This window comes from Winogradskya consettensis (genome assembly GCF_018332715.1).
Lineage (GTDB): Bacteria > Actinomycetota > Actinomycetes > Mycobacteriales > Micromonosporaceae > Actinoplanes > Actinoplanes consettensis.
On the sequence record NZ_BOQP01000025.1, the window covers coordinates 59,361 to 85,805 of the forward strand.

General features: G+C 69.1%; 24 protein-coding genes and 1 pseudogene. 7 read left to right on the forward strand and 18 right to left on the reverse strand.

Going from position 1 to position 26,445, the window contains the following annotated elements; genetic code table 11:
* The first annotated feature begins 145 nt into the window (after window positions 1–145).
* Window positions 146–1,036, forward strand: coding sequence for a helix-turn-helix domain-containing protein (locus Aco04nite_RS23350; protein WP_212999470.1), 891 nt, complete (start codon window positions 146–148; stop codon window positions 1,034–1,036).
* A complete protein-coding gene (locus tag Aco04nite_RS23355) occupies window positions 988–2,142 on the forward strand; it encodes a 4-hydroxybenzoate 3-monooxygenase (RefSeq protein ID WP_212999386.1) in 1,155 nt (384 codons plus the stop codon). Before Aco04nite_RS23350 ends, Aco04nite_RS23355 begins: the two co-directional genes overlap by 49 nt.
* Window positions 2,143–2,168: 26 nt before the next feature.
* Here Aco04nite_RS23355 and Aco04nite_RS23360 read toward each other — a convergent pair whose 3' ends face one another.
* From Aco04nite_RS23360 to Aco04nite_RS23410, 12 genes and pseudogenes are all read right to left on the reverse strand, one after another.
* Window positions 2,169–3,056 carry a hypothetical protein gene (locus tag Aco04nite_RS23360; RefSeq protein ID WP_212999387.1) on the reverse strand — a complete coding sequence of 296 codons (888 nt, stop codon included), beginning with the start codon at window positions 3,054–3,056 and terminating at the stop codon, window positions 2,169–2,171.
* A 262-nt stretch (window positions 3,057–3,318) separates the two neighbouring features.
* Window positions 3,319–3,447, reverse strand: coding sequence for a hypothetical protein (locus Aco04nite_RS49680; protein ID WP_280519371.1), 129 nt, complete (start codon window positions 3,445–3,447; stop codon window positions 3,319–3,321).
* Between the two features lie 58 nt (window positions 3,448–3,505).
* Entirely contained in the window at window positions 3,506–4,156 is a 651-nt protein-coding gene (locus Aco04nite_RS23365) for a response regulator transcription factor (RefSeq protein ID WP_212999388.1), read from the reverse strand.
* Window positions 4,153–5,466, reverse strand: a complete 1,314-nt coding sequence (locus tag Aco04nite_RS23370; protein WP_212999389.1) for a sensor histidine kinase — start codon at window positions 5,464–5,466, stop codon at window positions 4,153–4,155. The genes Aco04nite_RS23365 and Aco04nite_RS23370 overlap by 4 nt, the downstream gene beginning before the upstream one ends.
* A 16-nt stretch (window positions 5,467–5,482) precedes the next feature.
* Window positions 5,483–6,235: an ABC transporter permease subunit gene (locus Aco04nite_RS23375; RefSeq protein ID WP_212999390.1), complete on the reverse strand. Its 753-nt coding sequence runs from the start codon at window positions 6,233–6,235 to the stop codon at window positions 5,483–5,485.
* 86 nt (window positions 6,236–6,321) lie between these two features.
* Window positions 6,322–6,960, reverse strand: a pseudogene (locus Aco04nite_RS23380) (ATP-binding cassette domain-containing protein); the annotation flags it as partial.
* 40 nt (window positions 6,961–7,000) lie between these two features.
* Complete coding sequence (locus Aco04nite_RS23385; protein WP_212999392.1) at window positions 7,001–7,846, reverse strand: alpha/beta fold hydrolase; 846 nt, start codon at window positions 7,844–7,846, stop codon at window positions 7,001–7,003.
* A gap of 54 nt (window positions 7,847–7,900) precedes the next feature.
* Entirely contained in the window at window positions 7,901–9,013 is a 1,113-nt protein-coding gene (locus Aco04nite_RS23390; RefSeq protein WP_212999393.1) for a glycoside hydrolase family 53 protein, read from the reverse strand.
* Window positions 9,014–9,092: 79 nt separating this feature from the next.
* A complete protein-coding gene (locus Aco04nite_RS23395; RefSeq protein ID WP_244876228.1) occupies window positions 9,093–10,106 on the reverse strand; it encodes a LacI family DNA-binding transcriptional regulator in 1,014 nt (337 codons plus the stop codon).
* A 31-nt stretch (window positions 10,107–10,137) separates the two neighbouring features.
* Entirely contained in the window at window positions 10,138–10,980 is an 843-nt protein-coding gene (locus Aco04nite_RS23400; RefSeq protein WP_203839146.1) for a carbohydrate ABC transporter permease, read from the reverse strand.
* Complete coding sequence (locus Aco04nite_RS23405) at window positions 10,980–11,966, reverse strand: carbohydrate ABC transporter permease (protein ID WP_212999395.1); 987 nt, start codon at window positions 11,964–11,966, stop codon at window positions 10,980–10,982. Before Aco04nite_RS23405 ends, Aco04nite_RS23400 begins: the two co-directional genes overlap by 1 nt.
* Window positions 11,963–13,264, reverse strand: a complete 1,302-nt coding sequence (locus Aco04nite_RS23410) for an ABC transporter substrate-binding protein (RefSeq protein WP_212999396.1) — start codon at window positions 13,262–13,264, stop codon at window positions 11,963–11,965. The genes Aco04nite_RS23405 and Aco04nite_RS23410 overlap by 4 nt, the downstream gene beginning before the upstream one ends.
* A gap of 264 nt (window positions 13,265–13,528) precedes the next feature.
* Here Aco04nite_RS23410 and Aco04nite_RS23415 point away from each other — a divergent pair, with 264 nt between their 5' ends.
* The 4 genes from Aco04nite_RS23415 (at window position 13,529) to Aco04nite_RS23430 (ending at window position 17,629) form a co-directional block, all read left to right on the forward strand.
* The gene (locus Aco04nite_RS23415) at window positions 13,529–15,751 is read left to right on the forward strand and encodes a beta-galactosidase (protein WP_212999397.1); all 2,223 of its coding nucleotides are present in this window, start codon (window positions 13,529–13,531) and stop codon (window positions 15,749–15,751) included.
* A gap of 81 nt (window positions 15,752–15,832) precedes the next feature.
* A complete protein-coding gene (locus Aco04nite_RS23420; protein ID WP_203839142.1) occupies window positions 15,833–16,210 on the forward strand; it encodes a hypothetical protein in 378 nt (125 codons plus the stop codon).
* Complete coding sequence (locus Aco04nite_RS23425) at window positions 16,207–16,746, forward strand: SMI1/KNR4 family protein (RefSeq protein ID WP_212999398.1); 540 nt, start codon at window positions 16,207–16,209, stop codon at window positions 16,744–16,746. The genes Aco04nite_RS23420 and Aco04nite_RS23425 overlap by 4 nt, the downstream gene beginning before the upstream one ends.
* Before the next feature lie 118 nt (window positions 16,747–16,864).
* Window positions 16,865–17,629 carry an alpha/beta fold hydrolase gene (locus tag Aco04nite_RS23430; protein WP_212999399.1) on the forward strand — a complete coding sequence of 255 codons (765 nt, stop codon included), beginning with the start codon at window positions 16,865–16,867 and terminating at the stop codon, window positions 17,627–17,629.
* A 5-nt stretch (window positions 17,630–17,634) separates the two neighbouring features.
* Here the strand turns inward: Aco04nite_RS23430 and Aco04nite_RS23435 are convergent, their stop codons facing one another.
* The 5 genes from Aco04nite_RS23435 to Aco04nite_RS23455 form a co-directional block, all read right to left on the reverse strand.
* Window positions 17,635–17,862 carry a hypothetical protein gene (locus tag Aco04nite_RS23435; protein ID WP_212999400.1) on the reverse strand — a complete coding sequence of 76 codons (228 nt, stop codon included), beginning with the start codon at window positions 17,860–17,862 and terminating at the stop codon, window positions 17,635–17,637.
* A gap of 9 nt (window positions 17,863–17,871) precedes the next feature.
* Window positions 17,872–18,297 (reverse strand): TIGR03618 family F420-dependent PPOX class oxidoreductase, encoded by a 426-nt coding sequence (locus tag Aco04nite_RS23440; protein ID WP_212999401.1) that lies wholly within the window; start codon window positions 18,295–18,297, stop codon window positions 17,872–17,874.
* Window positions 18,298–18,356: 59 nt separating this feature from the next.
* On the reverse strand, window positions 18,357–22,598 hold the full coding sequence (locus Aco04nite_RS23445; RefSeq protein WP_212999402.1) for a GH92 family glycosyl hydrolase: 4,242 nt from the start codon (window positions 22,596–22,598) through the stop codon (window positions 18,357–18,359).
* Between the two features lie 123 nt (window positions 22,599–22,721).
* Entirely contained in the window at window positions 22,722–23,507 is a 786-nt protein-coding gene (locus Aco04nite_RS23450) for a response regulator (RefSeq protein WP_212999403.1), read from the reverse strand.
* A complete protein-coding gene (locus Aco04nite_RS23455; protein WP_212999404.1) occupies window positions 23,507–24,622 on the reverse strand; it encodes a sensor histidine kinase in 1,116 nt (371 codons plus the stop codon). Before Aco04nite_RS23455 ends, Aco04nite_RS23450 begins: the two co-directional genes overlap by 1 nt.
* A 144-nt stretch (window positions 24,623–24,766) precedes the next feature.
* Here Aco04nite_RS23455 and Aco04nite_RS23460 point away from each other — a divergent pair, with 144 nt between their 5' ends.
* Window positions 24,767–25,303 carry a hypothetical protein gene (locus Aco04nite_RS23460; protein ID WP_244876229.1) on the forward strand — a complete coding sequence of 179 codons (537 nt, stop codon included), beginning with the start codon at window positions 24,767–24,769 and terminating at the stop codon, window positions 25,301–25,303.
* Window positions 25,304–25,499: 196 nt separating this feature from the next.
* On the opposite strand, the gene Aco04nite_RS23465 is transcribed toward Aco04nite_RS23460, so the two are convergent.
* Window positions 25,500–26,357 (reverse strand): arginase family protein, encoded by an 858-nt coding sequence (locus Aco04nite_RS23465; protein WP_212999405.1) that lies wholly within the window; start codon window positions 26,355–26,357, stop codon window positions 25,500–25,502.
* Window positions 26,358–26,445 lie beyond the last annotated feature (88 nt).

Below are 26,445 nucleotides of genomic sequence, written 5' to 3' on the forward strand. Positions count from 1 at the left end.
CGTACGGTCAGCACTGCTCTCAGAAGCTCGCGTGGGTTGCCGGAGGGGGTGTCGCAGCCCAGGAGGCGCAGGATCTCGTGATGCTCACATTACGTCCACGCTACGGCGGCAAACCGGGCTGGAACAGGTACGGTGGTGACTCGTGATGGTCAAGAAGCGACAAGACGCCATCCCGGAGGTCGGGTTCGCGCCACCCGCGGGCAGCCCGGCCGGGGTCGAGGTGATGACCCTCGGCGAGCTGCACGCGCGCGGTCACGTCACGCTGGGGGAGGCTCATCGGCCCGCGTTCCATCACCTGCTCACCCCGAGCCGCGGCACGCTCTGGCACACCGTTGACTTCACCGGGTACGCCGTCACCCCCGGCACCTGGCTCTGGGTCCGCCCCGGCCAGGTGCAGCAGTGGGGTGACCTGCGCGGCGCCGACGGCACGCTGATCCTGTTCGAGGCCGACTTCCTGGATTCCGCCACCGCCGCGCAGGCCCGGCTCAACGATCCGCACGCCCCGGTGCTGTACGACGCGGGGGAGGACGGAGGGCTGGCCGGCACGTTCGCACAGTCGTGGCCGGTGGGTGTGCGTGAGGCGATCCTGCGGCACCTGCTCTGCGCGCTCGTGCTGCGGCTCTCGCACGGCACGGTCCACCCGGAGCGGACGGATGTGTTCACGCGGTTCCAGCAGGCCGTCGAGCGGGACTTCGCCAGGACGCGGCGGTTGGATGACTATGCGCGCAGGCTTGGCTACTCCACTCGCACAGTCTCGCGGGCCACGCAGGCCGCCGCCGGCCTCAACGCCAAGGACTTCATCGACCGGCGGGTCGTGCTGGAAGCCAAACGGCTGCTCGCCCACAGCGACCACACCGCGGCCCAGGTGGCCGCCCGGCTCGGCTTCACCAGCGCCACCAACTTCAGCAAATACTTCCACCAGCGTACGGGCACCACGCCGCTCGGATTCCGCGCGATAATGAGGCCCACCCTCCACAAGGGAGCCGCATGGAATCCACCACCGTCGCCATCATCGGTGCGGGGCCGGCCGGCCTGACCCTCGCCAACCTGCTGCGCCGCGACGGCGTCGACTGTGTGGTGCTCGAGCTGCGCTCCCGGGCGTACGTGGAGAATCGACAGCGGGCGGGCATCCTGGACAACCACGCGGGCCGTATCTTCGCCGAATCCGGCCTCGCCGACCAGGTCCTCGCGGGCGCCCCGGTCGAGACGAAACTCGAGATCCGCTACGACGGTGAGCCCCGGTTCCTCGACGTCCCCGCGCTCGCCGGCGACCGCCCGAGCCACCTCGTCCCGCAGCAACTCCTGGTCCGCCGCCTCATCGCGACGCTGCCCGAGGAGGTGCTGCGTTTCGAGGCGCTCGACATCGCCCTCCACGACCTCGACACCCCTGTGGTGACCTACCGCGACATGGCCGGCGTCTCGCACGAGCTGCGTTGTACCTACGTGGCGGGCTGCGACGGTTTCCACGGCATCAGCCGCACGAGCATCCCCGCGGGCGTCCTCACCGAATACACGTTCGACCACGGCATCGGGTGGTACACGATGCTGGCCGACGCCCCCGCCCCGCGCTACCCCCTCATGGGCATCAGCCCGCACGGCTTCGCGGCCCAGTTCGCACGAGGCCCACAGGCCAGCCGCTTCTACCTGCAATACCGTCCCGGCGAAGAAGACCCCCGATCATGGCCCGACGAGTACGCCTGGCAGCAACTCCGCCTCCGCCTCGGCGACAACTCCCTGCCCAGCGCCACCTTCACGGCCCGCGAGATCGTCGAAATGCGCAGCTACGTAGCCGAACCCATGACCTACGCCCGCCTTCACCTGGTAGGCGACGCCGCCCACATCATCACCCCCATGGGCGCCAAAGGCATGAACCTCGCCCTCTCCGACGCCGCCACCCTCGCCCGAGCCATCACCACCGTCGTGCACGACCAGGACGAAAGCGCCCTGCACGCCTACTCCGATGTGTGCCTCCAGCGCACCTGGAACTACCAGGAATTCTCCCGCTGGTACACCGAAATGGTCCACGACATCACCGCCGACCCCTTCCGCCGAAAACTGGCCAAAGCCCGCCTCGACCGCCTCTTCACCTCACCCCCAGCCGCAGCCGCCTTCGCCGACCTCATGGCCGGCACCCTCACCTGAGCGTGGGAACCCCCGAAGCGGGGATCTCAGCCGGAGGCCGAAGCGCTCTGCCGTCGCCACCATGCCGTGAAGAACGAGGTGACCTGAGTCTTGATCTCATCGGAGACCACCTTCAGTCCGTCACTCATCAAGGGTTTGGCGGCATGCTCGTAGACCTCCGGATGCCGATCGACAGCGGGGCAGGCGAAGAGCGCGAGCATCCGTAGTACTCGCAGGGTGTCCTCGCCCAGTAGGGGAAAGTGGGCTTCGAGCAGCTTGGCGAGCGCCGACCAGGCACTGTCCACGACGATCCCGGTGACTGCGTCGGCCAAGTCCTTGGAAAGGCCTGACAGGTGTTGCGTGAGGACGTTCTTGACAAACTGCTCCCCTTTATCGGCGAGAAGCTGGACGGCATCATCGATCTTCTCTATCCAGCGTATGAGGGCTATCAATAGACCGCACCATGTATGGTCGGCCAGATGCCGTTTGGCATCCCGCGCGGTCTGTTTGTTTTTGACCTGGCGGTCGATTTCCGCCTCAACTTCTTCCCAACTGTCTTCCAGGATCGTCTGCGCCAGCGCCGAAAGCCTTCCCCTGTCGGAGGAGCGTGCCATCGGTCCTGCGATGTCAATCCTTTGTGGCGGCCGGTTGCCATCCGGGGTTTCACCGCCTGTCCTCGACAGGTGATCGGTGACATCCAGGCGCGCGAGATCGATGAAAGTTTGCCGGTTGTGCGCGTTGAAGCGCAGCGTTCCGGTTCGATTCTTCTCGATCTTGAGTTCGATCCGGTGCCTACGGTTGTCGCGGCTCTGGCTGGTGCCATAAGCCAGTTCGGTCCATCCTTGCCAGCCGTGCAGAGCTCCGCCGCAGCCGGAGCAAACACAACCGGGATTTTGAGCATTGGCACAGTTCGGCCTATGGGTATTTCCCGTCACACGACACCACCGTTCCCGCATGCATCGCTCAAAGTGAATGCTTGAACACCCTAAGTGGCTGAAGTGGGCATGCCAAGGTTTGCAATCTCCGGTGGTGCTCGCTCAACTTCCGTCATATCGGTAGTCGCTATGAGGAATTGGCTGGTCTTATATGTTCTTCCTGATCTACAGCCAGAAATACCGCTGTCGGATTTCCGATCGGCGGGGACGGCTTGGTTAGAGGACGTTGATCCGCATGACCGAGCGGTGAGGCTGGGGCGGCTCACCGCTCGTAAACCACAGCCGCTTCGGCCAGGGACGTAATCACGCCGTGGCGGCGGTAGCCCTTGCGGATGACGAAGCAGGTGGCCGACCAGATGCTGTCGTCGCTCTCGGCGTCCAGATAGACCACCAGAATCCGGGTGACGCCGGCCTCGAGGTTGGCGCGGCGCTGGTAGACCCGTGACGACTCATGAGCTCAGGTGGCGCAGGACCGCGAGGACGCGGCGGTTGTCGGCTTCGGTTTGGGGGAGGCCTAGTTTGTCGAAGATGCTGGCGACGTGTTTTTCCACCGTGCCGCCGGTGACCACGAGGGCGTCGGCGATGCCAGCGTTGGAGCGGCCCTCGGCCATCAGGGAGAGGACGTGGCGTTCGCGGGTGGTGAGGGCGGCGATGCCGGCGGCGTGGCGGCTGACGCGGAGGAGTTGGGCGATGACGTCGGGGTCGAGGGCTGTGCCGCCCGCGGCGACGCGGGTCAGGGCGTCGGTGAAGTCGGCTACGTCGGCGACCCGTTCCTTCAGGAGGTAGCCGGCGCCGGCCGCGTTGCCTTCCAGGAGGCGGGCTGTGTACCTGGTCTCGATGTACTGCGAGAGCACCAGCACGCCGGTGCGGGGGTGGCGTCGGCGGATCTCGAGTGCGGCGCGCAGGCCCTCGTCGGTGTGGGTCGGGGGCATGCGGATGTCGGCCACCACGACGTCGGGCTGGTGCTCGGCCACCGCGGCCAGCAGTGTCTCGCCGTCGCCGACGGCGGCGCACACCTCGTGGCCGTGGTCCTCGATCAGCCTGGTGAGGCCTGCCCGGAACAGCGCCGCGTCCTCGGCGATCACCACCCGGACCGTCATGCGCGTAGCGGGAGTGCGACGGTGACGGTTGTCGGGCCGCCGGGTGGGCTCGCGATCGTGAGCTCGCCGTCCACCACGGCGACCCGCTGCGTGAGCCCGGACAGGCCGCTGCCGCCGGCGGGGTCGGCGCCGCCGGTGCCGTCGTCGCCGACGCTGAGTCGCAGCACGTCCCGGTGGACGGCCGCCCGGAGGGTGATCGTGGTGGCGTAGCTGTGTTTCGCCGCGTTGGCGAGCAGCTCGGCGGCGCAGAAGTAGGCGATGGTCTCGATCGCGGGGGTGGGCCGGACCGGGATGCCGACCGCCAGCTCGACGGGGATCGCACTGTCGGCGACCAGCGTGGTGAGGGCGTCGGCCAGCCCGTTGTCGAGCACCGGCGGGTGGATCCCGCGGACCAGGCCGCGCAGCTCGCCGAGCGCGTCCTTGGCTCCCCGAAGCGCCGCGTCGACCAGCTCGCGGGCGGCCTCGGCATCCGGGACCTCGCCGTGGTGGCCGAGCTTCTCCCGGGCCATGCCGAGGTTCATGGCGAGTGTGGCCAGCCGTATCTGCGCGCCGTCGTGCAGGTCCCGCTCGAGCCGGCGCAGCAGGGCGGCGGAGTCGTCGACGGCGAGCGCCCGGCTTTGCTCCAGGTCGTGCACCCGCTGCGCCAGCCGCCCGGGCCCGAGCAGGCCGCGGATCAGCCAGGCGTCGACGGATGTGACGGCCCGGGTGGCCCACGGGGCTGCCAGCAGCATCGCCGCTCCCGCCGATGCCGCGGCGAACGTGCCGGGCAGTGTCGCGACGTGGAACGTGCCCTCCCCGAACCAGCCGAGTGGCGTGAAGACCGGCAACGGGCTCAGTTGCGCTCCCGGCTCGTGGTTGCGGAACGCTCCCCACAGCAGCGGGTAGCTGAGGTTGATCAGCCCGTAGACCCAGAGGGACGCGGCGTAGAGCTCCAGCAGGCCGGCCGGCAGCTTGGCCAGCTGGTAGGCCATGACCCGCCAGCCTGCCTTGTCGCGCGGGCCCGGATCGAAAAGTGGTTCCCCCACCCGCGTCCCGAGCAGCCGGGTCGCGAGCCTCCGCTGCAGCGAACCGAGCCGCCGGGCGGCCGGCGTAGACACCAGCAGCACCAGCAGCAGTCCCAGGCAGACAACACCGATTGCCATGTCGACCGGGGACGGGTTGCCTCGCGCACCGCTGGTCACCAGCCAGCTCAGGTCCACCGCGAGAACGAGCAGCACCAGCGGATTGAGCACGATGAACGGCAGCCCGGCGAGGCAGAACACCAACTCGGCGCCTGCCCGCCGGGTGAACGCGTGCATCCCGATGCCCATGCCCATCATCCTCCGCCTACGCGTTCCGCCGGGCCAGCAGCCATCCGCCGGCGACCAGCGCGATCACGGCGTACAGCGAGAGCATGCCGAGCCCCGCCCAGGCCGACAGAAAGTCCGGACAGGACTCCCCACAGGTCACCGGCCTGGTCGTGCTGAGGGAATTCTCCAGGATCAGGATCGGCATGTACGCCGCGGCGCTGTGCGCGAAGAACCCGATGACCTGCACGACCACGTACACCCCGGCGACCAGCACTCCGACCGCGGCCGCGCTGTGCCGGACGATCGCACCCAATCCCAGCCCGAGCAGCCCGATCAGGCAGAACGCGGCCCCGGACAGCACGATCGCCCGCAGCACCCCGGGATCGCCCGGAGTGGGTGCCGTGATGCCGTGGCGCACCGTGGTCGACGCCGCGAAGAACGCGGTGAACGCCGCGGCCTCCCCGACGATCAGGGTCACGGCCCCGAACACCGCAGCCTTCGCTGCCAGGACCACGCCCCGGCGTGGGACGACGGCCAGCGTGGCCCGGATCGTGCCCGAGCTGTATTCGCCGGTCATGGTCAGGACGCCGAGCACACCCGTCAGCAGCAGACCGGGAACCACGCCGGCCAGGGCGTTGTTGGTCAGGTCGGCGGTGGCGTTCTTGCTGTTCAGGCCCACGGCGAGACCTATGCCGACGGTCCCGGCGACCGTGACGGCCAGGGTCCACCACGTGGAGCGCAGGCTGCGTAGCTTGATCCATTCCATCCGGGCCGCCGCGATGCTGGTCATGACGTTGTCTCCTTCGCTGCGTACTCGACCGAATCGCCCGTCAGCCGGAAGAAGGCTGCTTCCAGCGATGCCGCCCCGGCCGACAACTCGGCGACGGTGGTGTTCGCGAGCAACCGGCCCCGGCCGATCACCACCAGCCGCTCGGCGGTCACGGCCATCTCGCTGATCAGGTGGCTGGAGACGAACACCGTGCGGCCCTCCGCCGCGAGCGACGTGAGCAGGTTGCGGATCCACCGGACCCCCTCGGGATCAAGCCCGTTGACCGGCTCGTCAAGCAGCAGCACCGCCGGATCACCCAGCAGCGCCGCGGCGACGCCCAGACGCTGCCCCATCCCGAGGGAGAACTTCCCGGCCCGCCGACCGGCCGCGCTGGTCAGTCCGACCAGGTCGAGGACCTCGTCGACCCTGGTACGCGGAATCGCGTTGCCGGCCGCCAGCGCGGCCAGATGACTGCGGGCGCTGCGACCCGGGTGGAACGCCTTCGCCTCGAGCATGGCGCCGACCTCGCGCAGCGGCCAGCGCAGCTCGCGGTAACGGCGCCCGCCGATCCGCACCCGGCCGCCGTCCGGCTGATCCAGCCCGAGGATCAGCCGCATCGTGGTGGACTTGCCCGACCCGTTGGGGCCGAGGAAACCGGTGACGCCGCCTGGCCGCACGTCGAAGCTGAGCGCATCGACCGCGACCGTCCGGCCATATCGTCTGGTGAGGTTCTCGGCCTCGATCATCCTGGGCTCCTTCCGTCAGTGGTGCTCACGGAAGATGACGCTAGGCAAACGGCGGTCCGGGTGGGATCCGGTTGACACCCGTCTTTTCCTGGGGGATTCCCCCCACAACCAGGCGGCGCAGCGTCTCTCCGAACGCGACGGGCCGCTCGCGCCAAGGTTGGTGGCCGGCTCCCTCGATCACGATCAGACGGCCATGGGGCACGCCTGCGGCGAGCCGCTCGACCGGCCGGAGCGGACGCGGATCCCGATCGCCGTGCACGAACCAGGCGGGCATCGTCAGCTCGCCCGCCCAGCCCAGCACCTGCGCCTCTGACCACGCTGACGTCTCGGCGGTGAGCTGCGCGTTCGCCTCGAAGTTGATGGCCGCGTCGTGCTGGGCGTCTTGAGCAGCCCATTTCCAGCCTTGCACGGGGTCGGCGTGGTCGGTGAACCAGCAGAGTGTCCGGAACTCGACTTCTTCGTCCCGGGTACGGGTCATCTCCTCCAGCCGGGCGAGCCGTTCGGCCTGCGCTGCGGAGATCCGGGCACGCCACGCCCGCCGATATCCGGTACGCCAGTCGCCGACCCCCAGCCCGCTGAGGTACCCCAGCGCGGCGGCGCGTTCGGGATGCTGAACGGCGTACGCGAAAGCCAGGGTTGCTCCGAATGAATGGCCCGCGACGATCCAGCGTTCGTGTCCCCAGCGGCGGCGCAGCTCCTCCAGATCGGCGACGTACCGCGCGATGGTGTGCGGGCCGTCCCACGGCTGGTCGTAGCGGTGAACGAGCGTGACCGGTTCGAGCAGCGCGGCGACCGGCTGCAGGTAGTCCCACAATCCCGGGCCGCCGTGCACCAGGACGACGGGCGGGTGCCCGGTGGCGGTTCCGGTCGTCCAGGTGCGTTCCATCGCAAACATCCTAGGAGGACGGGCGGCGCGCGCCCGCCCTCCCAGGAAATCGCGTTACGGGGTCCAGCGGATGTTCGGGTTCACGTGGCCGGTCCAGTCGAACGTGGCCATGTTGTCCCAGCCGTCACCCGTACCGTTGATGTTGGCGGGGTCCCAGCCGTTGCCCTTGACGGCGTACCAGGTGGGTTCCCAGTAGAAGACGCCGATGGCTCCCGCGTTGCGGGCGGTGTTCTGGACGTAGGTGAACTGCTGGGCCTGGCCGGCGAAAGTGGCCGGGATGTTGTCGCAGAGGACGGTGCCGGGGATGGAGTTCTTCTCACTGTCCGCGTCGGCGGTGGTGAACTGGTACGCCGTTTCGGCGATCACCACGGGCTTGCCGTAGCGGGACTTGACGTCGGCGATGACGTTGTAGAGGTTGGCGAGCGTGCCGTGCCACATGCAGTAGTACGAGAGAGCGCTGATGTCCCAGCTGACACCCTGCGCCTTGATGCCGTCGAAGAACCAGCGGGCGTTGGCCATGCTGTCGGCGTCCGCGACGTGGATCATGACCTGGGTGGCGCTGTTGCAGGCCTTCGTCGCGTTGTAGCCCTGTTTGAGCAGGCTCGCCAGCGGGGCGAAGTTGTTGTTGGTGACCTGCCCCTGGGGCCAGAGCATGCCGACGTTGATCTCGTTGCCGATCTGCACGGAGTCCGGCGTGGTGCCCTGGGCCTTGAGGCTGGTGCAGATGTCGTACGTGTAGTTGTAGACGTCGGTCTGCAGCTGGGCGAGGGTGTGGGAGTTCCACGCCGCCGGCTTGTACTGCTTGCCCGGGTCGGCCCACGTGTCGGAGTAGTGGAAGTCGATGAGCAGCTTCAGGCCTTTCGCCTTCAGCGTCTTGGCCTGCTGGAGCACCTTGGCCTTGTTGTTGTAGCCGCTGGCGGGGTTGTTCCAGATCCGCAGGCGGCCGTAGTTCGCGCCGGCCGACTTGAGGATGTCGAGCGGGTCCGCCGCTGTGCCGGCGGCGTTGTAGTACTTGGCACCGAGGTCGAGGCTGCGCTGCAGCGACGACACGTCGGCGCCGAGCATGGTGAGCGTCGTGGCCGCGGAGGCCGGGGGTGTGGGAGCGGCGGTGAGGACGAGGGCTGCGGCGCCGATGGCGGCGATCGCTGCCCGGATGCTTCCGTGCATCGTGGATCCTTCCGGCAGGGGAATATACAGACGGCGTCGGTGGAGACGCCGGGTGTAGCCGTGGAGAAGGAGAGAAAGATCAGGAGGGGGAGGACTCGCGGAGCATGAGCGAGGTGGGGACCGTGATCGACAGCGGCGTACGCCCGGCGATGAGGTCGGTGAGGAGCCGGACCATCTCCTCGCTGATCCGGTCCAGCGGGTTGCGGACCGTGCTCAGCGGCGGGTGCAGCGTGGCGGCGAGCCCGGAGTCGTCGAAGCCGACGATGCGGACGTCACCGGGGACGTCGCGGCCGGCCTCGCGCAGCACGGGCAGCGTCCCGGCGGCCATGGCGTCGGAGGCGGCGAAGATGCCGTCCAGGTCGGGCACCCGGTCGAGCAGCTCCCGCATGGCCGCGGCGCCGCTCTCGTGGCTCCAGTCACCGTGCGCGATGTACGCCGTGTCGACCGTGATCCCGTGCGAGGTCAGCGCGTCGGCGTAGCCGCGGAGCCGGTCGACGCCGCCGGAGGTGTCCTCCGGCCCGGCGATGTGGGCGATGCGCCGGCAGCCCGCAGCGAGCAGGTGCTCCACCGCGGACCGGGCGCCGGCCCATTCGTCGGCGGCGACCGAGCTGATCGTCGTCTCGTGCCCGAGCACCTTGCCGCACGCCACGATCGGCACGTTGGCCTGCACGAGCTGACCGAGCAGCGGGTCACCGGAGTGCGGCGAGACCAGCAGGACCCCGTCGACGTGGCCGCCGTTGAGGTACGTCACCGCGCGGGTGCGTTCCTCCGGGGTCGCCGCGATCATCAGGATCAGGGTCAGCTCGTGCGCGGACATCGCCTGGGCCACCCCGCGCAGCAGGACCGCGAAGTTCGGGTCCCGGAAGAGCAGGTGCTGCGGCTCGGTCAGCAGGAACGCGATCGAGCCGGAGCGGCCGGTGGCCAGCGAGCGGGCATGCTGGTTGGCGGTGTAGCCGGTGCGGGCGATGGCGTCGGTGACCGCCTTGACGGCTTCGGGACTGACCCACTCGCGGCCGTTGAGGACCCGGGAGACGGTGGCATAGGAGACCCCGGCCTCGCGAGCGACGTCGCGAATGGTGGGTCGCTTGCGCACGCCAGGAATCATAGAGGTCACCTCCTGCCCCTCAGCCCTTGACCGCGCCGGACGCCAGGTCGACCTGCCAGTAACGCTGCAGGGCGAGGAAGAGCGCGATGAGCGGCACGATCGACAGCAGCGCCCCGGTCACCACCGAGGTGTACATCGACGGCTGCTGCGCGCCCTGGTTGAGCAGGCCGCTGAGCCCGACCGTGATCGGGAACAACTTGTCGTTCCCGAGCATGATGTACGGCAGCATGAAGTTGTTCCACACGGCGACGAACTGGAACAGGAACACCGTCACCAGCCCGGAGCGCATCATGGGCAGCACCACCGTGACGAACGTGCGCCAGTCGCCGGCGCCGTCCACCCGGGAGGCCTCGAGGACCTCGTTGGGGATGGCCGCGGCGGCGAAGATGCGGGCGAGATAGATGCCGTACGGGCTGATGATGCTCGGCAGCAGCACGGACCAGTAGGAATTCGTCATCCCGACCTTGGCCAGCAGCAGGTACTGCGGGATCGCCAGGATGACACCCGGCACGAGCACACCGGCGAGGACCATGTTGAACACGACGCTCTTGCCGGGGAACTGGAACTTCGCGAGCGCGAAGCCCGCCATGGCCGACACGAACGTGGACGCGAGCGCGCCGACACCGGCGTAGAGCGCGGTGTTCGCCATCCAGCGCCAGTAGAGGCCGTCGCGGTAGTTCGACAGGTCCGCGATGTTGTCGAACAGGTGCGTGCTCGGGGCGAACGTGAACGTCGAGAACAGCTCGGTGGAGCTCTTGCTCGCGGCGACCAGCACCCACAGCACGGGCGCGAGGCAGTACAGCGCGCCGAGGAGCAGCAGGATGGTGGCGGTGGAGCTGCGCTTTTTTACCAGAACCGCCATCAGTCCTCCTGCCGGAAGGCGCGCGACCCGACGAGCTTCAGGAAGCCGAAGGAGAGCGCGAACGTCGCGAGGGCGATGATCACCGAGGTGGCCGCCGCCGAGTAGATGTCGTCCCGCGTGAAGGCGTCCCGGTAGACCTTCATCAGCGGGGTCCACGTGGACGAGATGGTGTTGCTGAGCGGGCGCAGCGTCATCGGCTCGGCGAAGACCTGCAGCGTCGCGATCAGCGAGAAGACGAACGTCATCACCATCGAGGGAGCGATGATCGGGATCTTGATGCGCCAGGCGATCTGGACCTCCGTGGCGCCGTCGAGCCGGGCCGCCTCGTACATGTCCTGGGGGATCGCCTTGAGCGCGGTGTAGAGCACGATCATGTTGAATCCGGTGCCGCCCCAGACCGCGATGTTGGCGACCGCGTAGAGGATCCACGACGAGCCGAGCAGGTTCGGGGAGCCGACGCCGATGCCCTCGAGGACGTCGTTGATCGGGCTGACCCGGGGCAGGTAGAGAAACCCCCAGAGCAGGGACGCCACGACGGCGGGCACGGCATAGGGCAGGAAGATGGCGGTACGCGTGAAGCCGCCGACCTTCGTCCGGCCCGCATCGAGCAGCAGCGCGAAGAGCAGCGCGAGCCCGAGCATGACGGGGACGACGATCAGCCCGTACGCCCCGATCCGGCCGACGCTGGGCAGGAACTCCGGGTCGGTCAGCGAACGGGCGTAGTTGCTCAGGCCGGCCCAGATCTCGGTGCGCGAGCCGGAGCCGAGGCCCAGGCCGGAGACCTTGACCTTGCGCAGGCTCAGGTACGCGGCGTAGACGATGGGTGCGCCCAGGAACGCCACGAACAGCACGATGGCGGGGGCGAGGAACGCGTACGGGGTGCCCGCGCGCCGACTGTGGCTGCGGCGCCGGGGGCGGCCCGCCGCCGTGGGAACGGCGGCGGACCTCTCCGTGGCGGGCTGCTCGATCGCAGGCACCGTGGTCATCCGGCGACCTTGAAGCCGGAGTTCTTCATGTCGTCGACGGTCTGCGTCTGCATCGTGGCCAGGGCGGCGGTGAACTGCGCGCTCTGCTTGGACTCGGCGGCCTTGCCGAACGCGTCGTTGAAGGCGCTGTACGCGACGTTGACGTTCGGGCCGTAGGTGAACGGGTTACCGATCTTCGCGGCGTCGGAGGCGAGCGTGTAGAAGTCCGCCTGGTCCGCGAAGAACGCCGGCGGGCTGGTCAGCGCCGCGGACGAGTCGATCGTCGCGGGGTAGACGTTCGCCGTGCTCGCCAGCAGCTTGATCGCGGCCGGGTCGGTGTTCAGCCACTGGATGAACTGGGCGGCCTGCTTCGGGTGCTTGCTCTGGGTCGTCACCGCGGTCGCGGAACCACCCCAGTTGCCGGTCTTGGGCGCGGCGGTGTCCCACTGCGGCATCGGCGCGGCGGCCCACTTGCCCTTGGTGCTGGCGGCGTTGCCCTCGAGCACGCCCGGCGCCCAGACCGCGCTGACCCAGCCGACCTGCGTGCCGTCGTTGAGCGCCGCGTTCCACTCCGGGGTGTACATCGGGGTGTTGAGGATCGAGCCCTCCTGCACGAGGCCACCCCAGTAGCCGGCGACCTTCTGCGTCGCGGCGTCGTTGATGTTGACCGACCAGGTGTCGCCGTTGATGCCCCACCAGGAGGCGCCGGCCTGCTGGGCGAGACCGGTGAACAGCCCGGCGTCGGTCGCGGAGAACGTGCCGAGGTACTGCTTCGCGTTCGCGGCGTGGATCTTCTTGGCCGCCGCCGCGTAGTCGTCCCAGGTCTTCGGGGCCGCGATCTTCAGCTTGTCGAAGACGTCCTTGCGGTAGAAGAACATCAGCGGGGCGTTGTCCTGCGGCACCGCGTAGACGGAGTCGCCGCCGAGGGTGACCGAGTTCCAGTTCGACTCGGGGAACTTGTCCTTGAGCGAGCCGGCCTCGTCCTTGATGTCGGCGAGCGCGTCCGCCGAGACCAGGGTCGGAACCTTCTGGTACTCGGCCTGCATGACGTCCGGTGCGCCGCTGCCGGCCTTGATCGCCGTGAGCAGCTTGGTGACGGCGGGGTCGCCGCCGTCCTGCTTGTTCACGGTCACGTGGATGTTCGGGTTGGCGGCGTTCCAGGTCTCGACGACCTTGTCCATGTTCGGGGTCCAGGTCCAGTACGTCAGGTCGACCTTGCCACCGGCATCGGAGCCGGTGTCGGAGTCGTCGCTGCCGCTGCAGCCGGACGCCAGGAGCAGAAGGGATGCGGCGAATACGCCGACGAGTGCCTTTTTCATCGATCCTCCTCGATCGGAAAGCAACCCCCACCGGAGAAGGACGTCCGGCGAAGTGCCTGTGACCGGTTACAGTGATGCTCGTTTACGGCCATGTCAAGACCTTGCGTCAACCCGGTTAACGGGGTGTATCTTCCGACCACGCGCCTGTGACCGGTTACAGGCCCCAAGCGGAGGGACCCTTCGTTGGCGACCGATCACCCATCGCGGCCCCAGCTTTTGTCCGTCCGGCATCAGGACTGGTCCGACCCGCTGACGCGGCCGGCGATGAGCAACGAGCAGGACGTACGCCCCGGTGTCGAACTGACCAACCGCTACCTCATCCGTGACGGTGTGCCGGTCGTGCCGATCTCCGGCGAGCTGCACTACAGCCGGGTTCCGCGCGAGCGCTGGGCCGAGCGGCTGCGGCAGATGCGCGCCGGCGGCGTGACCGTGGTGGCGAGCTACGTGTTCTGGCTGCACCACGTCGAGCACCGCGGCGAGCCCCGCTTCGACGGCAATCTCGACGTGGGGGCGTTCGTCGACGCCTGCGTCGAGGCCGGCCTGGACGTCATTCTGCGGATCGGCCCGTGGGTGCACGCGGAGAGCCGCAACGGCGGATTCCCCGACTGGGTCCAGGAGGCGCCGGTACGCCACCGGACCGACGATCCCGCGTACCTGGACCTGGTCCGTGAGTGGTTCGGTCAGCTGGCCGGCAACCTCGGCGGCCGCTGCTCGCCCGACGGCCCGGTGCTCGGCATCCAGCTCGAGAACGAGCTCTACGACCAGCCGGAACACCTCGTCACGCTCAAGCGCCTGGCCCGCGAGGCCGGGATGAGCGCACCGCTCTGGACCGCCACCGCGTGGGGCGGCGCCGACCTGCCCGCCGAGGAGGTCCTGCCGCTCTACGGCGGGTACGGCGACGGCTTCTGGGTCGACTCGGACGCCCCCTGGGACCCGACGTTTCGCGACCACTACTTCTTCTCGCACGTCTGGGACGACCCGGGCATCGGCGCCGACGTGCGCCGCGCCCAGAACATCGACGCCGCGGCGGGTGGCCCGCGCACCCCGTCGGCACTCTTCCCACCCGCCACCTGCGAACTCGCCGGCGGCATGGGCACGGCCTACCACCGCCGCCCGCGCCCGTCCGGGCTCGACGTCGCGACCGTCGCCCACTGCAAGATCGGCAACGGCTCGGCCTGGCAGGGCTATTACATGTACGCGGGCGGCACGAACCCGCCGAGCGACAAAGGCGTCCAGGAGTCCCACGCAACCGGCTACCCGAACGACATGCAGCGGCTGGGCTACGACTTCCACGCCCCGCTCGGCGAGTCCGGTGTCGCGTCGGACAGCTACGCCGAACTGCGCCGCCAGCACGCGTTCCTCGCCGCGTTCGGATCCGCGCTGGCCGAGATGCCGTCGAGCCTGCCCGACGTGCGCCCGAACGGCGTCGAGGACACCGGCACCCTGCGCTGGGCGTTGCGCTCCGACGGCGACAGCGGCTTCCTGTTCGTCTCCTGGCACCAGCCACACGTGCCCCTGCCGACCTACAGGAACGCTCAGTTCGAGGTCACCCTCGGCGACGACACCACCCTGCTGCTGCCGTCCCGGCCTACGGACATTTCGGTGGGTACGCTCGCCAGGTGGCCGTTGCGCCAATACGGCCTCGACTACGCGACCGCCTCGGCGCTCACCGTGCTCCCGGGTGACGTCCCGACCCTGGTGCTGACCGCGGCCGAGGGCATCGAGGTGGAAATCTCGATCGGCGGCGAGGTCCGCACGCTGACCCCCGGTCTCAGCCCGGTCAGCGTCACCCCGTCGCTGGACGTGCTCGTCCTCGACGCGTCGACCGCGCGGATCGCGTGGGTCTGCGAGGACGGCGGGCGCAGGTTGCTGCTCAGCGCCGACGAGCTGACCTGGGGCCCGGACGGCGTGGTGAGCGCCCGCTCGGCGGCCACCCCGACCGTGCACGTCTACGACCCGGCCGCTCGCACGTTCACCGACCTGCCCCTGGCACCCCCGGACGGCCCGTTCATCACCGGGATCGGGGACGCCGGCATCACGGAGATCCGTCCCGCGGGCAATGCCGTGCCGGTCGCGTACGGAAAGCATGACGGCCGTCAGTCGGCACCCACGCAGGACGTCTTCGACGAGCTCGCCGCCGTCCACCGCGTCGACCTGCCGGACTGGGCCGCGGACGCCGCCCTCGACGCCCTGATCGAGATCACCTGGGCGGGCGACATCGCCGAACTGCGCGTCGACGGCCGCACGGCCACCGACCGCTTCTGGGACGGCGCCCGCTGGCTCGTCAACCTGCGCGACGCGGGCTACCACCCCGGCGCGGAGCTGACGATCCACATCCTGCCGCTGGCGACCGGCTCGACCGTCCACCTTCCGGAGGACGCCCACGACCGGCTGCTCGCCGCCGACGGTCAGCTGCACGCCCTGGAGTCCGTCCGCGTCATCGGCCGGCACTCGTGGACGCAGGCTCAAGGCCTGTCCGACGACTGAGGCCGGGCCCCGGCGGGCCCGGTCGTCACACGGGCGTCGGCCGGTTCGATTCACCGGGTTTGCGGCGATAAGGTCTTGGCCATGCAGACCCTGCCGGTGGAGACCCTCGCCGCGATCGGCCGCATGACGGTGGCCGCGACCGAGCTCGAGCACCTGCTCGCCTGGATCGGCGCGGACCGCGCGGGCGGCGACGCGGCGGCGGTCTTCGCCACCCCCGGTGAGCCCCTGCGGGCGGCGCGCGGAGCTGTCGTCTTCGCGCCGCCCGCCTACCGCGAAGACCTCATCGGCATCGTGGAGGGCGCGGCCACCCAGCTCGCCATCAGCCAATCGGTGCTGCGTGGACTGTGGCAGGAGAACGGCCGCCGCAACCCCGAGATGTTCGACGAGGTCGCCCACATGCTGCTGCGCTGCACGGACAGCCTGCACGAGCTCCTGCGCGCCGCACTGCCGCCGCGATGACCTGGAACCCCGCGGAGATCCGCGCCCGCCTCGCCGCCGCCCACGCGGCCGACCCCGCCCTCGAACGCTTCCATGGCATGCGCAACGGCTATCTGCTCGGGCCGCCGCTCACCGATTCGCAGGTCGCGGTCTTCGAGGGCCGGCACGGCATCACGCTGCCCGAGGACTACCGCACCTTCCTCCTCGAGGTGGGCAACGGCGGGGCGGGTCCCCATCACGGGCTCTTCCCACTCGGGCAGTTTCCGCTCGGCCACGTCCCCAGCGTCCGCGGTGAGGGGGATGACCTGTCGGCGCCGTTCCCGCACACCGAGGAGTGGAACGACCGCACGCTCAGCGAGGACGACTACTTCGACGATCGCTGGGTCGCCGGTTCGATGGTCGTCGGGGAGTACGGCTCCGGTGCCTTCTACCGTCTTGTCGTCACCGGCCCGGCGCGCGGTCGGATCTGGTTCGACTCCCGCGGCTCCGACCAGGGCATGTGGCCCGAAAGCACCTTTCACACCTGGTACTCGATGTGGGTGCAGGGCCTTGTCTGACGAGACTGCCGGTTACCGCGCGGTTACCTCGTACCCGTGAGGTGCGTTCTTGATCCGCAGTGGGCTGATCTCCAAGATTGACCAGGTAACCAATGGTAACCGGGGAGAGGGTCCTGCTGTGCGCGTCGCGACGAACGGGACAGAACTGGAGACGACCGTACGCGGCTCGGGGCCGCCGATCGTCCTGCTCCACGGGTGGCCGCACACCCGGCGGGTCTGGGAGACGCTCGACCTGCCGGGCCGTACGGTAATCGCGCCGGACCTGCGCGGGCTCGGGGACAGCGCACCGGCCGACGACGGCTTCGACGTGGCGACCCTGGCGGAGGACGTGCTCGGGCTGCTGGATGCGCTGGGGCTGGACCGGGCGGAGATCGCGGCGATCGACGCCTCGGTGCCGACCGCGTTCCTGCTGGCGGCACGGCATCCCGAGCGGGTGACGCGGCTGGTGCTGATGGAGGGCACGCTGCCCGGGCTGCCGGGCGGGTTCGAGACCCCGCCGTGGTGGTTCGGCTTCCACGCGGTGCCCTCGTTGCCCTCGACCGTGCTGGCCGGCCGGGAGGAGGAATATCTGGGCTGGTTCCTGCGCAGCGTCACCGATCCTTTGCTGAAGGAGGCTTTTGTGCGTGCCTACAGCGGGCAGGAGCGGCTGGACGCCGGGTTCGGGTTCTATCGGGAGATGGCGCACAACGCGGAGCTGATCCGGGCGGCCGGGCGGCTCCGCGTGCCGACGCTCGCCATCGGCGGGAACGTGGTGGGGGAGCGGCTGCACCGGCAGCTCAAACCCGTCACCGACAACCTGCTCGGCGAACTGCTCGACAACTGCGGGCACATCGTCCCGCTCGACCGCCCGGACGCCCTGTCAGCTCTGCTCAACCCCCACTGAGTCGGTCATCCCCAGTGGTTCGCGTCGGTGACCCGGTAATCGCCGTCGCGGACCTCGAAGAACGCCGCGGGGGCCATGCATTTCGGCAGCTCCGCGGTGCCCTGGACGCCGGTGAAGCCGACCGTGTCGTGCCGGCCGTTGTCGGCGACGCTGAAGCCGAGCCGGGTGCCGATCAGGGACTGGCCGTCCGGCGAGGCGGTGCCGGCCTCCTGTGGCCGCGCTGTGCCGCGCACAGCGTCTTCTCAGCCCATGACCCAGCCGTAGAGCTTCTCGATCGTGAGGCTGAGGACCAGGCGGCCGTCCTCGACCATGGCGCGGCGGTAGTCGGCCCAGTCGGGGTGGTCCTTCTTGGCGATCAGGCGGTAGATCTCGATCAGTTCCTCGACCGTCGCGTCGTTCTCGTCGGCGGCGGGGGCGGAGAACGATGCCGTGACGTCGGCTGCCACGTAGCCGCCGGCGGCCGGGCCTACGCGGATCGAGCCGCGGGGGTCGCGGCGCAGGTTGTGGACCTTGGCCAGGGTGCCGCGGGTGGAGATGCGCAGGATCCTGGTCGCCGGGTCGGCCGTGTAGTTGACGTCGGAGAGTTGCGGGCGTCCGTCCTTCTTGATCGTCGCCAGCGTGCAGAGGTCGGCCGCCACGACGGCATTCCACAGATTCTCATCGGACATGTCCGAACAGTAGAACGCCGCGGCCCCGACGTGCGGGACCGCGGCGTTCGATTACCTTTTTACAGCTTCGAGCACTGGCCCAGGCGCAGGCCGCTGCCCGTAGTGGGCAGGCCGTTGTTGACCGGCGCCGGCTGGTTCGCCGAGCAGGTCAGGGCGCCGTTGATGGTGTCAGCGGCGACAACGGTCTGGCTCTTGTTGCCCAGCAGGGTGACCGGGCCCTTGACGCTGGAGGCCTCGAGCTGGACCGGGCCGGACGCGGTCGCGGTGACCGGACCGGTGACCGTCGAGTGCAGGATCGAGACCGTGCCCGCGCCGGTCGCCGTGATCGCCGCGCGCAGCGTCGAGCCGGTGACGTAGAGCGAAGCACCGTTGGTCACCGAGATCGCCCAGGTCACCGTCGCGCCGGCGGTGACGCAGGTGACGCCGGACTTGACCGAGATCGCGCCGACCGTCTTGTCGGCGATCGTGGTGGTGCAGGCCGGGGCCGGCTTGCCGAGCAGTTCGACCTCGGCGAGCGTGGTGGCTGCCTCACCGGTGTTCGCGGTGACCTCGAGCTTGTACTGCGCGTACCGGCCGGGCTTGGCGATCTTGAACGGCTTGGTCTGCAGGCGCCAGTCGAACGTCTGGTCCTTGCGCTCGTCGATCGTCGTCCAGGTCGTCCCGTCGTACGTGCCGGACAGCTTCCACGACTTCGGGTCGCCGGCCACCGCACCCGAGGTGAGGGTGTAGTAGTCGGCCTGCTCCGCGCCGCTGGCGAACTGGTAGGTGAACGTCGGCGTCGCGGTCGGGAAGACAACCCGGGTGGTGGAGGTGTCGTCCACCAGGGTCGGCTCCGATGCGGTGCCCTTGCCCGGGCCGGTCAGGTCGCGCAGCGGGTTCGGCACGGCGTCACCGGTCGTGATCGACGGCGGTGCCGCATCCTTACCGGTGCCCCACGTCGACGGCGAGGCGCCCATCTTGAAGTCCAGCGTCGCGCCGTTCGCCAGCAGGCTGTGCGGCAGGGACGTCGAGTTGTACGACTTCCCGTTGACCTTCAACGACTGCACGTAGACGTTCTTGCTGCTGTTCTGCGGTGCGTTGATCACGATCTTCTTGCCGTTCGGCAGGTTGACCGTGGCCTTGGAGAACAGCGGCGACCCGATCGCGTACGCCGGGCTGCCCATCTGCAGCGGGTAGAAGCCGAGTGAGCTGAAGATGCCCCACGCGCTCATCTCGCCGTTGTCCTCGTCGCCCGGGTAGCCCTGGCCGATCTCGCTGCCGAGGTAGAGCCGGGACAGCGCCTCACGCACGATCTTCTGCGCCTTCGACGGCTGGCCCGCGTAGTCGTACATGTAGGGGATGTGGTGTGAGGGCTGATTGCTGAAGCCCCACTGACCCATCCGCACGTCACGCGCCTCGAGCATCTCGTGGATCGTGCCGCCGTACGAGCCGACGAACTTCGCCGTCTCCGGCGTCGAGAAGAACGTGTCCAGCTTCTTCGCCAGCTCGTCCTTGCCGCCGTAGAGGTTCGCGAGGCCCTGGCCGTCCTGCGGCGCGTGGAACGCCATGTTCCAGCCGTTGGTCTCGGTGTAGTCGTAACCCCAGACCCGCGGGTCGTACGTCGCCGGCGGGTTGCGCCAGGTTCCGGCAGTCGACTTGCCCTGGAAGAAGTCGACCGACGGGTCGAACATGTTCACGTAGTTCAGGGCGCGGTTGCGGAAGTACTCCGCCTGCTCCTTGTACTCCGCCGCCTTCGGGCCGCCCTTCTTGGCCAGCGAGTCGGCCATGTTGGCGATGCCGTAGTCGTTGATGTAGCCGTCCATCGCCCACGACAGGGCCTCACCGGTCGCGTCGCTCGGTGTGTATCCCTTGAAGATCGAGGAATCCAGGGCCTTACGGCCGACATTCTGGTTGGGCGGGGCCACGGTCGCGTTCTTGATGGCGGCCTGGTAGGCCGATTCGACATCGATGCCGGGTACGCCCTTCAGGTACGCATCCGCAAACGCGACGTCAGAGCTCGTACCCACCATGAGGTTCGCGTAGCCCGGCGACGACCACCGCGAGATCCAGCCGCCGTCCTTGTACTGCTGGACGAACCCGTTCACCAGATCGGTGGCCTCGTCCGGCGTGAACAGCGAGTACGCCGGCCAGGTCGTCCGGTAGGTGTCCCAGAACCCGTTGTTGACGTAGACCTTGCCGTCCTTGATCGCCGCACCGGTCTCGGTCGGGGTGCTCGCCGGGGCCGTCACCGTGGACTGCACGGCGTGCTTGATGACCGGGGCCGCCGCGGTGCCGGTGTTCTCGTACGCCGAGTTCGGGTAGAGGAACAGCCGGTAGAGGTTCGAGTAGAGCGTCGTCAGCTGGTCCTCGCTGGCACCCTCGACCTCGATCGTGTGCATCTTCGCGTCCCAGGCAGCCTGCGCCTGGTCCCGGACCGAGGCGAGCGTGGTGCCCGCACCGACCTCGAGCTCCAGGTTGTGCTTGGCCTGCGCGACGCTGAGCAGCGACGTCGCGATCCGCATCGTCACCGTCTTGGACTGCGCGGTGTCGACCTTGACGTAGCCGGTGCTCGGCCGGTTGCCGGTGGGCAGCATGCCGCTCGCGGTGATCGGGGAGTCGATCGTCGCGTACATGAACATCCGGGTCGCGCCGTTGGAGAGCCCGCTGGCGACGTCCGAGTAGCCACTCACCGCATTGTTCGCGGCGTCGATGGTCAGCCCGGTCTTCTCGTTCACGTTGTCGAAGATCAGGTTTCCGCTGTCACCGGTGAACGTGAACTGGAACAACGCCGCGTGATCCGTCGGCGCGATCTCCGTCTTGATGCCGTTGTCGAACGTCACGCCGTAGTAGTAGGGCTTGGCGATTTCGTTCTCGTGCCCGTACGCAAGGGCCCGGTTCGTGCGGTTCGCGTCGGGCGTACCCGTGGCGGCCGACGGCATGACCTGGAACGTCTGCCGGTCACCCATCCACGGGCTGGGCTCGTGGCTCGCGGCGAACGCCTGCAGGGTCGGGCGGTTCGCGGCGTTGTTCTGCCGGTGGTACTCGTACAGCCAGCTGGTGGATCCGGCGTTGGTCACCGGGGTCCAGAAGTTGAAACCGTGCGGCACCGCCGTGGCCGGGAAGTTGTTGCCCCGCGAGTAGTCACCCGAGGACTGTGTGCCCCGGCGCGTCTCGACGTACTCGGAGAGGTGGTCCTTGGGCTTGGCGGCCGGCACGTCGCGCAGCGCGATGTCGTCGAACCACGCCTTGAAGGTGGTCGGACCGCTGGGCTTGTCATAACCGACCAGGATCCGGTCGATCGTCTTGCCCTTCGCGACCGAGCCGATCCGGCTGGCCCGCTTGTTCCACTGAGACGTGTAGAGCGACTTCGACGCACCCTGCCCCGACGGGCTCAGCTCGAAGCCGTTCTGGTCGAGCGCACCCAGCTGCGACAGGTACGTGCCGTCGGTGAACGCCAGGTCGACCGCGGTGTACGTCGCCGGGTTGCTCGCATCCTGCCGGTTGAACTCGGGCAGCACGAGGTACGACAGCTCGGTGTCGGCGGTGACCGGCACATTCACGTCGAAGACCTTGTTGTACGAGTAGCCGCGACCCTCCGCGATCTGCCGCCCGGCGATCTGCAACGCCTTGAGCCCGGTGTAGCCCGCGTTCGCCTTCGCGGTCGGGGAGCTGGAGGGCCCGCCACCGATCCGGCTCTGCATCGGCCCGGCCGGGGGAGCGCTGGTGTTGTCGTCGGCGAGCTCGAGATCCGCGAGCTGGGTCAGGTTGCCCGACGGGTGCCCGGTGATGCTGAGCCGGTAGATCGCGAACGATCCCGGCGTCGCCACCGTGTAGGTCTTCGTCTGGAAACGGTCGTCGAACGACTCCCCGCTGCGGGTGTCGACGGTGGTCCAGGTGCTGCCGTCCGCCGAACCCTCCAGGGTCCAGTCGCGCGGGTCGCGCTCGGGGGCGTCGTTGGCGGAGGTGAGGGCGTACTTCGTCACCGTCGCCGGGGCGTCGAGCACGTACTGCGCCCAGCTGGCCGGCGTGTCCACCAGCCATTTCGACTCGGCGTTGCCGTCGTTGAGGTTGCCGACGCCCTCGTTGCTGTTCGGCTGGGCATTCGCGGTGATAGCGGTGACGTGGTCGCGCAGGCTACCCGGCATCCCGGCGTCGATGGTGCCGTCGACGCCGCCGGCACGCTCACCGTCCACCGTGTCGATCCAGGTGGGCTGGGGATCCGCGGTCTCGAACGAGGACGCGAACGCCGTAGCCGCCGCGGCCTGGGCAGCGGCGCCGGGTGTTGCGGCGGCCGCTGCCGCCACGAGACTCACCGATAACATTGCGACACTCCATCGTGGCCGATGCATGCCGTCTCCTTGTCGCAGAACGAGAACTGCCGAAACATCCGCGACACATCGTCATCCGTAAGTACATCTATCCGCAAGACTTCTATGACATCGATGTCAGACCAACCCTTCCTCGTAAGCCAGGATCACCAGCTGCACCCGGTCCCGGACGCCCACCTTGGCGATCGCCCGCGTGATGTGCGTCTTGGCCGTCAACGGACTGATCACCAGCTCCCGGGCCACCTCGTCGTTCGACAACCCCGACGCGACCAGCCGCACCACCTCCAGCTCCCGCACGGTCAGGCAGTTCATTCTCGCCGGCTGGCCTTGCGTGCCGGGCTGGCCTTGCGTGCCGGGCTGGCCTTGCGTGCCGGGCTGGCCTTGCGTGCCGGGCTGGCCTTGCGTGCCGGGCTGGCCTTGCGTGCCGGGCCGGCCCTGCGGGGTGCCCGGCTGGTTCTTCTGCAGGCCGGCTGGGCGGTGGGCGAACCGGGCCACTACCCGGCGGGTCACGCTGGGGGAGAGCAACGCCTCCCCGGCCGCCACCACTCGCACCGCATGTCGCAGCCCCTCCGGGTCGACCTCCTTGGTCAGGAACCCGCTGGCCCCCGCGGCCAGCGCGGCAAACACGTACTCGTCGGTCTCGAAGGTCGTGAGGATGACCACCCGGGTCTGGACAAGTCCCGGGTCGGCCACGATGCGCCGGGTGGCCTCGATGCCGTCCAGCCCCGGCATCCGGATATCCATCAGCACGACGTCAGGCTTCAACTCCCGGGCCGTACGCACCGCCTCGTCTCCGCTGGCGGCCTCGCCGACGACCGTGATCTCCTTGTCCCGCTTCAGCAGGCTGCGGAAACCGGCCCGCACCAGATGCTGGTCGTCGGCGAGGAGCACGCTGATCGTCATCAGACGGTGACCGGTATCGAAGCGCGCACCCGAAAGCCACCGTCCGGCCCATCACCCGCAACAAGGGTGCCGCCGAGCGCGGCCACCCGCTCCCGCATCCCCATGATCCCGTGCCCCTCACTCCCGGTCAGGCCTCCACCGCCGTCATCCACGATCTCCACAGTGACCGACTCCGGCGCGTAGTGCAGGGTCACGGTGGCCTCTTCCGCGCCCGCATGCCGCACGGTGTTCGTCAGCGACTCCTGCACAACGCGGTGCACCGCGGTCGCCACCGGGGCAGGCACATCGGCGCGCTCACCGACCTCCACCAGCCGCACCCGAACCCCCGCCGCACTGACCTGCCCGGTCAACCCCTCCAGACTCTCCAGCCCGTACGCCGGCTCGCTGGTCCCCGGATCTCGTCGCAGCACGTCCACCAGCGCTTTCAGGTCGGTCATCGCGCGCCCCCGCACATCCTGAGCCAGCCGGACCGCGTCCCGAGCCTCCTCCGGCTCATCGTCGAAGGCGTCCAGCGCCACATTCAGATGCACCCCGACCACAGCCAGCGTGTGCGACACAGCGTCATGCAGATCCCGGGCAACATCAACCCGCTCCTCAGCCCGCCGCCGCCGGGCGTCAAGCTCCTGCTCCGTCAACGACTGCCGCAACCGCGCGGCCACCTCCTCCTGCCACCGCCGGGTGCTCAGATACGCGTGCGTCACCGCCAGCACCGCCGCCAGCCATAACGCCTCCGCGCCAACCCGCCCCACAGCGAATTCGAACGTGTTCATCTGCACGAAGTAGTCCCACACAAACCCCCACCAGAGCGCCAACGCTCCGACAGCGATCGCCCACCGCTGCCGCCCATCCACCATGGCTCCGACAAAGGCGGCAGTCGCCGGCCACACCCACCCGGCCCCCACCAGATCCGCAGCCCGGAAAGCCAGCACCGCCCAGACCGACACGAGCAAAGCGCTCACCGGCCACCGCCGAACCGCCAGCACCACCCCCGCAAGGAAGACGGCCAGCGCCCCCGTGATCGCCGAATCCACATTTCCTCCGGTCAGCGCAAGCCCCGCCGGCACCCCCACCAACGTCACCCCGGCCGCCACCCACACCTGTCCCCGCTGCCGCATCCCCCTGCTCCCTTCCTGGTCCTTTCTCATCTCTCGACAATGGCCGTGAGGAGCGGCCGGCACATCCACCAGCAGTTGTCACTCGCCCCGACTCCCCAGGAGTACGCCCTACTCCAAAAGGTGCAGCCGCCCTAAGGTGAGCGGGTGACCGACGTGGAAACTCCCGCCGCGCTGCTCGCCTCCTACGCCCGCTTCACCATCGAGCCGGGCCTGACCGAAAACGAACTCGCCGCCGTCGAGAAGGAATTCGCCTTCTCCTTCGCCGACGACCACCGAGCCTTCCTCGCCGCAGGCCTCCCCACCGGCCGAGGCTGGCCCGACTGGCGCCACGGCGACCGCACCCAACTCCGCGACCGCCTGGCTGCCCCCGTCGAAGGAGTCCTCTTCGACGTAGCCTCCAACGGCTTCTGGTACGAAGGCTGGGGTCCCCAACCGGTCAACGCCGTCCCCGTAGCCAAAAGCTTCCTGGTAACCGCCCCACGCCTGATCCCGCTCTACTCCCACCGCTACCTCCCCGCGGGCAGGGGAACCGCCGGCCACCCGGTCCTGTCCGTGATGCAGACGGACGTCATCGTCTACGGCGCCGACCTGAAGGCCTACCTCCGCCGCGAATTCGAAGGCCTGCAGGACCCGCCGACCGGAGCCCGCCCCACGGTCGCCTTCTGGAAAGACCTGGTCTAACCACCCCGCCCCGCCCTCGTGAGCCGCCGCGCAGACCAGCCATCCAGCCTGGGCGGTCGGCCCGCGCCCCGGCCGTCTGCGAGCCCGGCCGTCTGAGAGCGCCGGACCTCTGGGAGCCCCGGCAGTCCGGAGCGCCGGACCTCTGGAAGCGCCGGACGTCGGCCGAGGAGGGGAGTGATGGCGGGCCATTGTCTGGTCAGGCGAGGCCGGCGGTGAGGGCTTCGATGAGGGGAGCGAGGCCCGGTTCGTCCGGGACGTGGTCCGGGTTGACGTTGGTCAGGGCGAGGCCGGTGAACTGGGGGCTGGCGGTCAGGACGGCGAGGGTTCCGGTCAGTTCCTGCAGGCTCAGACCACCCGGTTGTGGCTCGTCCGCGTAGGGTGCCCGGGCAAATGCCAGGACGTCCGCGGCGACGTGGACCACGAAATGTTCGGCGGCGTCCTCGACGGCGAAGCGGGCCCGGGCCGCCGATTTGGCCGGCCCTGCGTGGACCTCGTTGGCGGATATCCGGGACAGCCGGAGCCGGTCGGCGACCCTGAGCTGGGGGTCGTCCACCGGCAGGTCCTCGCCGTAGAGAACCACCCGGCGAGGCGGCACCGACGCGAACGCGGCCAGCGTGAGATCGCAGCCCGGCAGGCCCAGCAGGTGTGCCAGGACCATCGAGCTGAGGTTGCCGACCGGCCGCGTCTCCGGAGTGTGCAAGCCCGGTGTGCCGTCGATGTAGACCAACGCCGGGCTGCCCGTTCCCGCGACCAGCCCCCACGTCGCCGTGCTGTCGCCGCCCAGCACCAATGGCATTCCTGGCGCGGTTGCCACCACTCCGGCCAGGTCGGACGCCATTCGGAGCACGGCGCCGGCATTCTGTGCGTTCGGTCGGCTCGGATCGGGGCGCCACCGAAAGTCGGGCAGGTCGCCGAGATCGTGCACGGAGATGCCCCGGTCGTCGAACGCGGCCAGCAACCCGCCTGCCCGCAACGCCCCCGGTGCCCGGTCCACACCAGGCGTCCGGGCTCCCGCGCTCGACGGCGCACCGATAAGACTCCACCGGAGAACCATGCCGTTCACTCTGCCGCACAGGAGCCGCCAGCCACACCGCCGTTCCTCCAAGGCCCAAAGCCGACATTCCACGACGCCGAACGCCGGG

Coding starts and splice junctions, on each gene's coding strand:
- Aco04nite_RS23450 (WP_212999403.1), bottom strand. CDS start 23,507: ATGACGATCAGCGTGCTCCTCGCCGACGACCAGCATCTGGTGCGGGCC.
- Aco04nite_RS23385 (WP_212999392.1), bottom strand. CDS start 7,846: ATGGAACGCACCTGGACGACCGGAACCGCCACCGGGCACCCGCCCGTC.
- Aco04nite_RS23415 (WP_212999397.1), top strand. CDS start 13,529: ATGAGCAACGAGCAGGACGTACGCCCCGGTGTCGAACTGACCAACCGC.
- Aco04nite_RS23440 (WP_212999401.1), bottom strand. CDS start 18,297: ATGTCCGATGAGAATCTGTGGAATGCCGTCGTGGCGGCCGACCTCTGC.
- Aco04nite_RS23420 (WP_203839142.1), top strand. CDS start 15,833: ATGCAGACCCTGCCGGTGGAGACCCTCGCCGCGATCGGCCGCATGACG.
- Aco04nite_RS23425 (WP_212999398.1), top strand. CDS start 16,207: ATGACCTGGAACCCCGCGGAGATCCGCGCCCGCCTCGCCGCCGCCCAC.
- Aco04nite_RS23365 (WP_212999388.1), bottom strand. CDS start 4,156: ATGACGGTCCGGGTGGTGATCGCCGAGGACGCGGCGCTGTTCCGGGCA.
- Aco04nite_RS23375 (WP_212999390.1), bottom strand. CDS start 6,235: ATGACCAGCATCGCGGCGGCCCGGATGGAATGGATCAAGCTACGCAGC.
- Aco04nite_RS23455 (WP_212999404.1), bottom strand. CDS start 24,622: ATGCGGCAGCGGGGACAGGTGTGGGTGGCGGCCGGGGTGACGTTGGTG.
- Aco04nite_RS23370 (WP_212999389.1), bottom strand. CDS start 5,466: ATGGGCATCGGGATGCACGCGTTCACCCGGCGGGCAGGCGCCGAGTTG.
- Aco04nite_RS23465 (WP_212999405.1), bottom strand. CDS start 26,357: ATGGTTCTCCGGTGGAGTCTTATCGGTGCGCCGTCGAGCGCGGGAGCC.
- Aco04nite_RS23400 (WP_203839146.1), bottom strand. CDS start 10,980: ATGGCGGTTCTGGTAAAAAAGCGCAGCTCCACCGCCACCATCCTGCTG.
- Aco04nite_RS23445 (WP_212999402.1), bottom strand. CDS start 22,598: ATGTTATCGGTGAGTCTCGTGGCGGCAGCGGCCGCCGCAACACCCGGC.
- Aco04nite_RS23355 (WP_212999386.1), top strand. CDS start 988: ATGGAATCCACCACCGTCGCCATCATCGGTGCGGGGCCGGCCGGCCTG.
- Aco04nite_RS23405 (WP_212999395.1), bottom strand. CDS start 11,966: ATGACCACGGTGCCTGCGATCGAGCAGCCCGCCACGGAGAGGTCCGCC.
- Aco04nite_RS23390 (WP_212999393.1), bottom strand. CDS start 9,013: ATGCACGGAAGCATCCGGGCAGCGATCGCCGCCATCGGCGCCGCAGCC.
- Aco04nite_RS23410 (WP_212999396.1), bottom strand. CDS start 13,264: ATGAAAAAGGCACTCGTCGGCGTATTCGCCGCATCCCTTCTGCTCCTG.
- Aco04nite_RS23350 (WP_212999470.1), top strand. CDS start 146: ATGGTCAAGAAGCGACAAGACGCCATCCCGGAGGTCGGGTTCGCGCCA.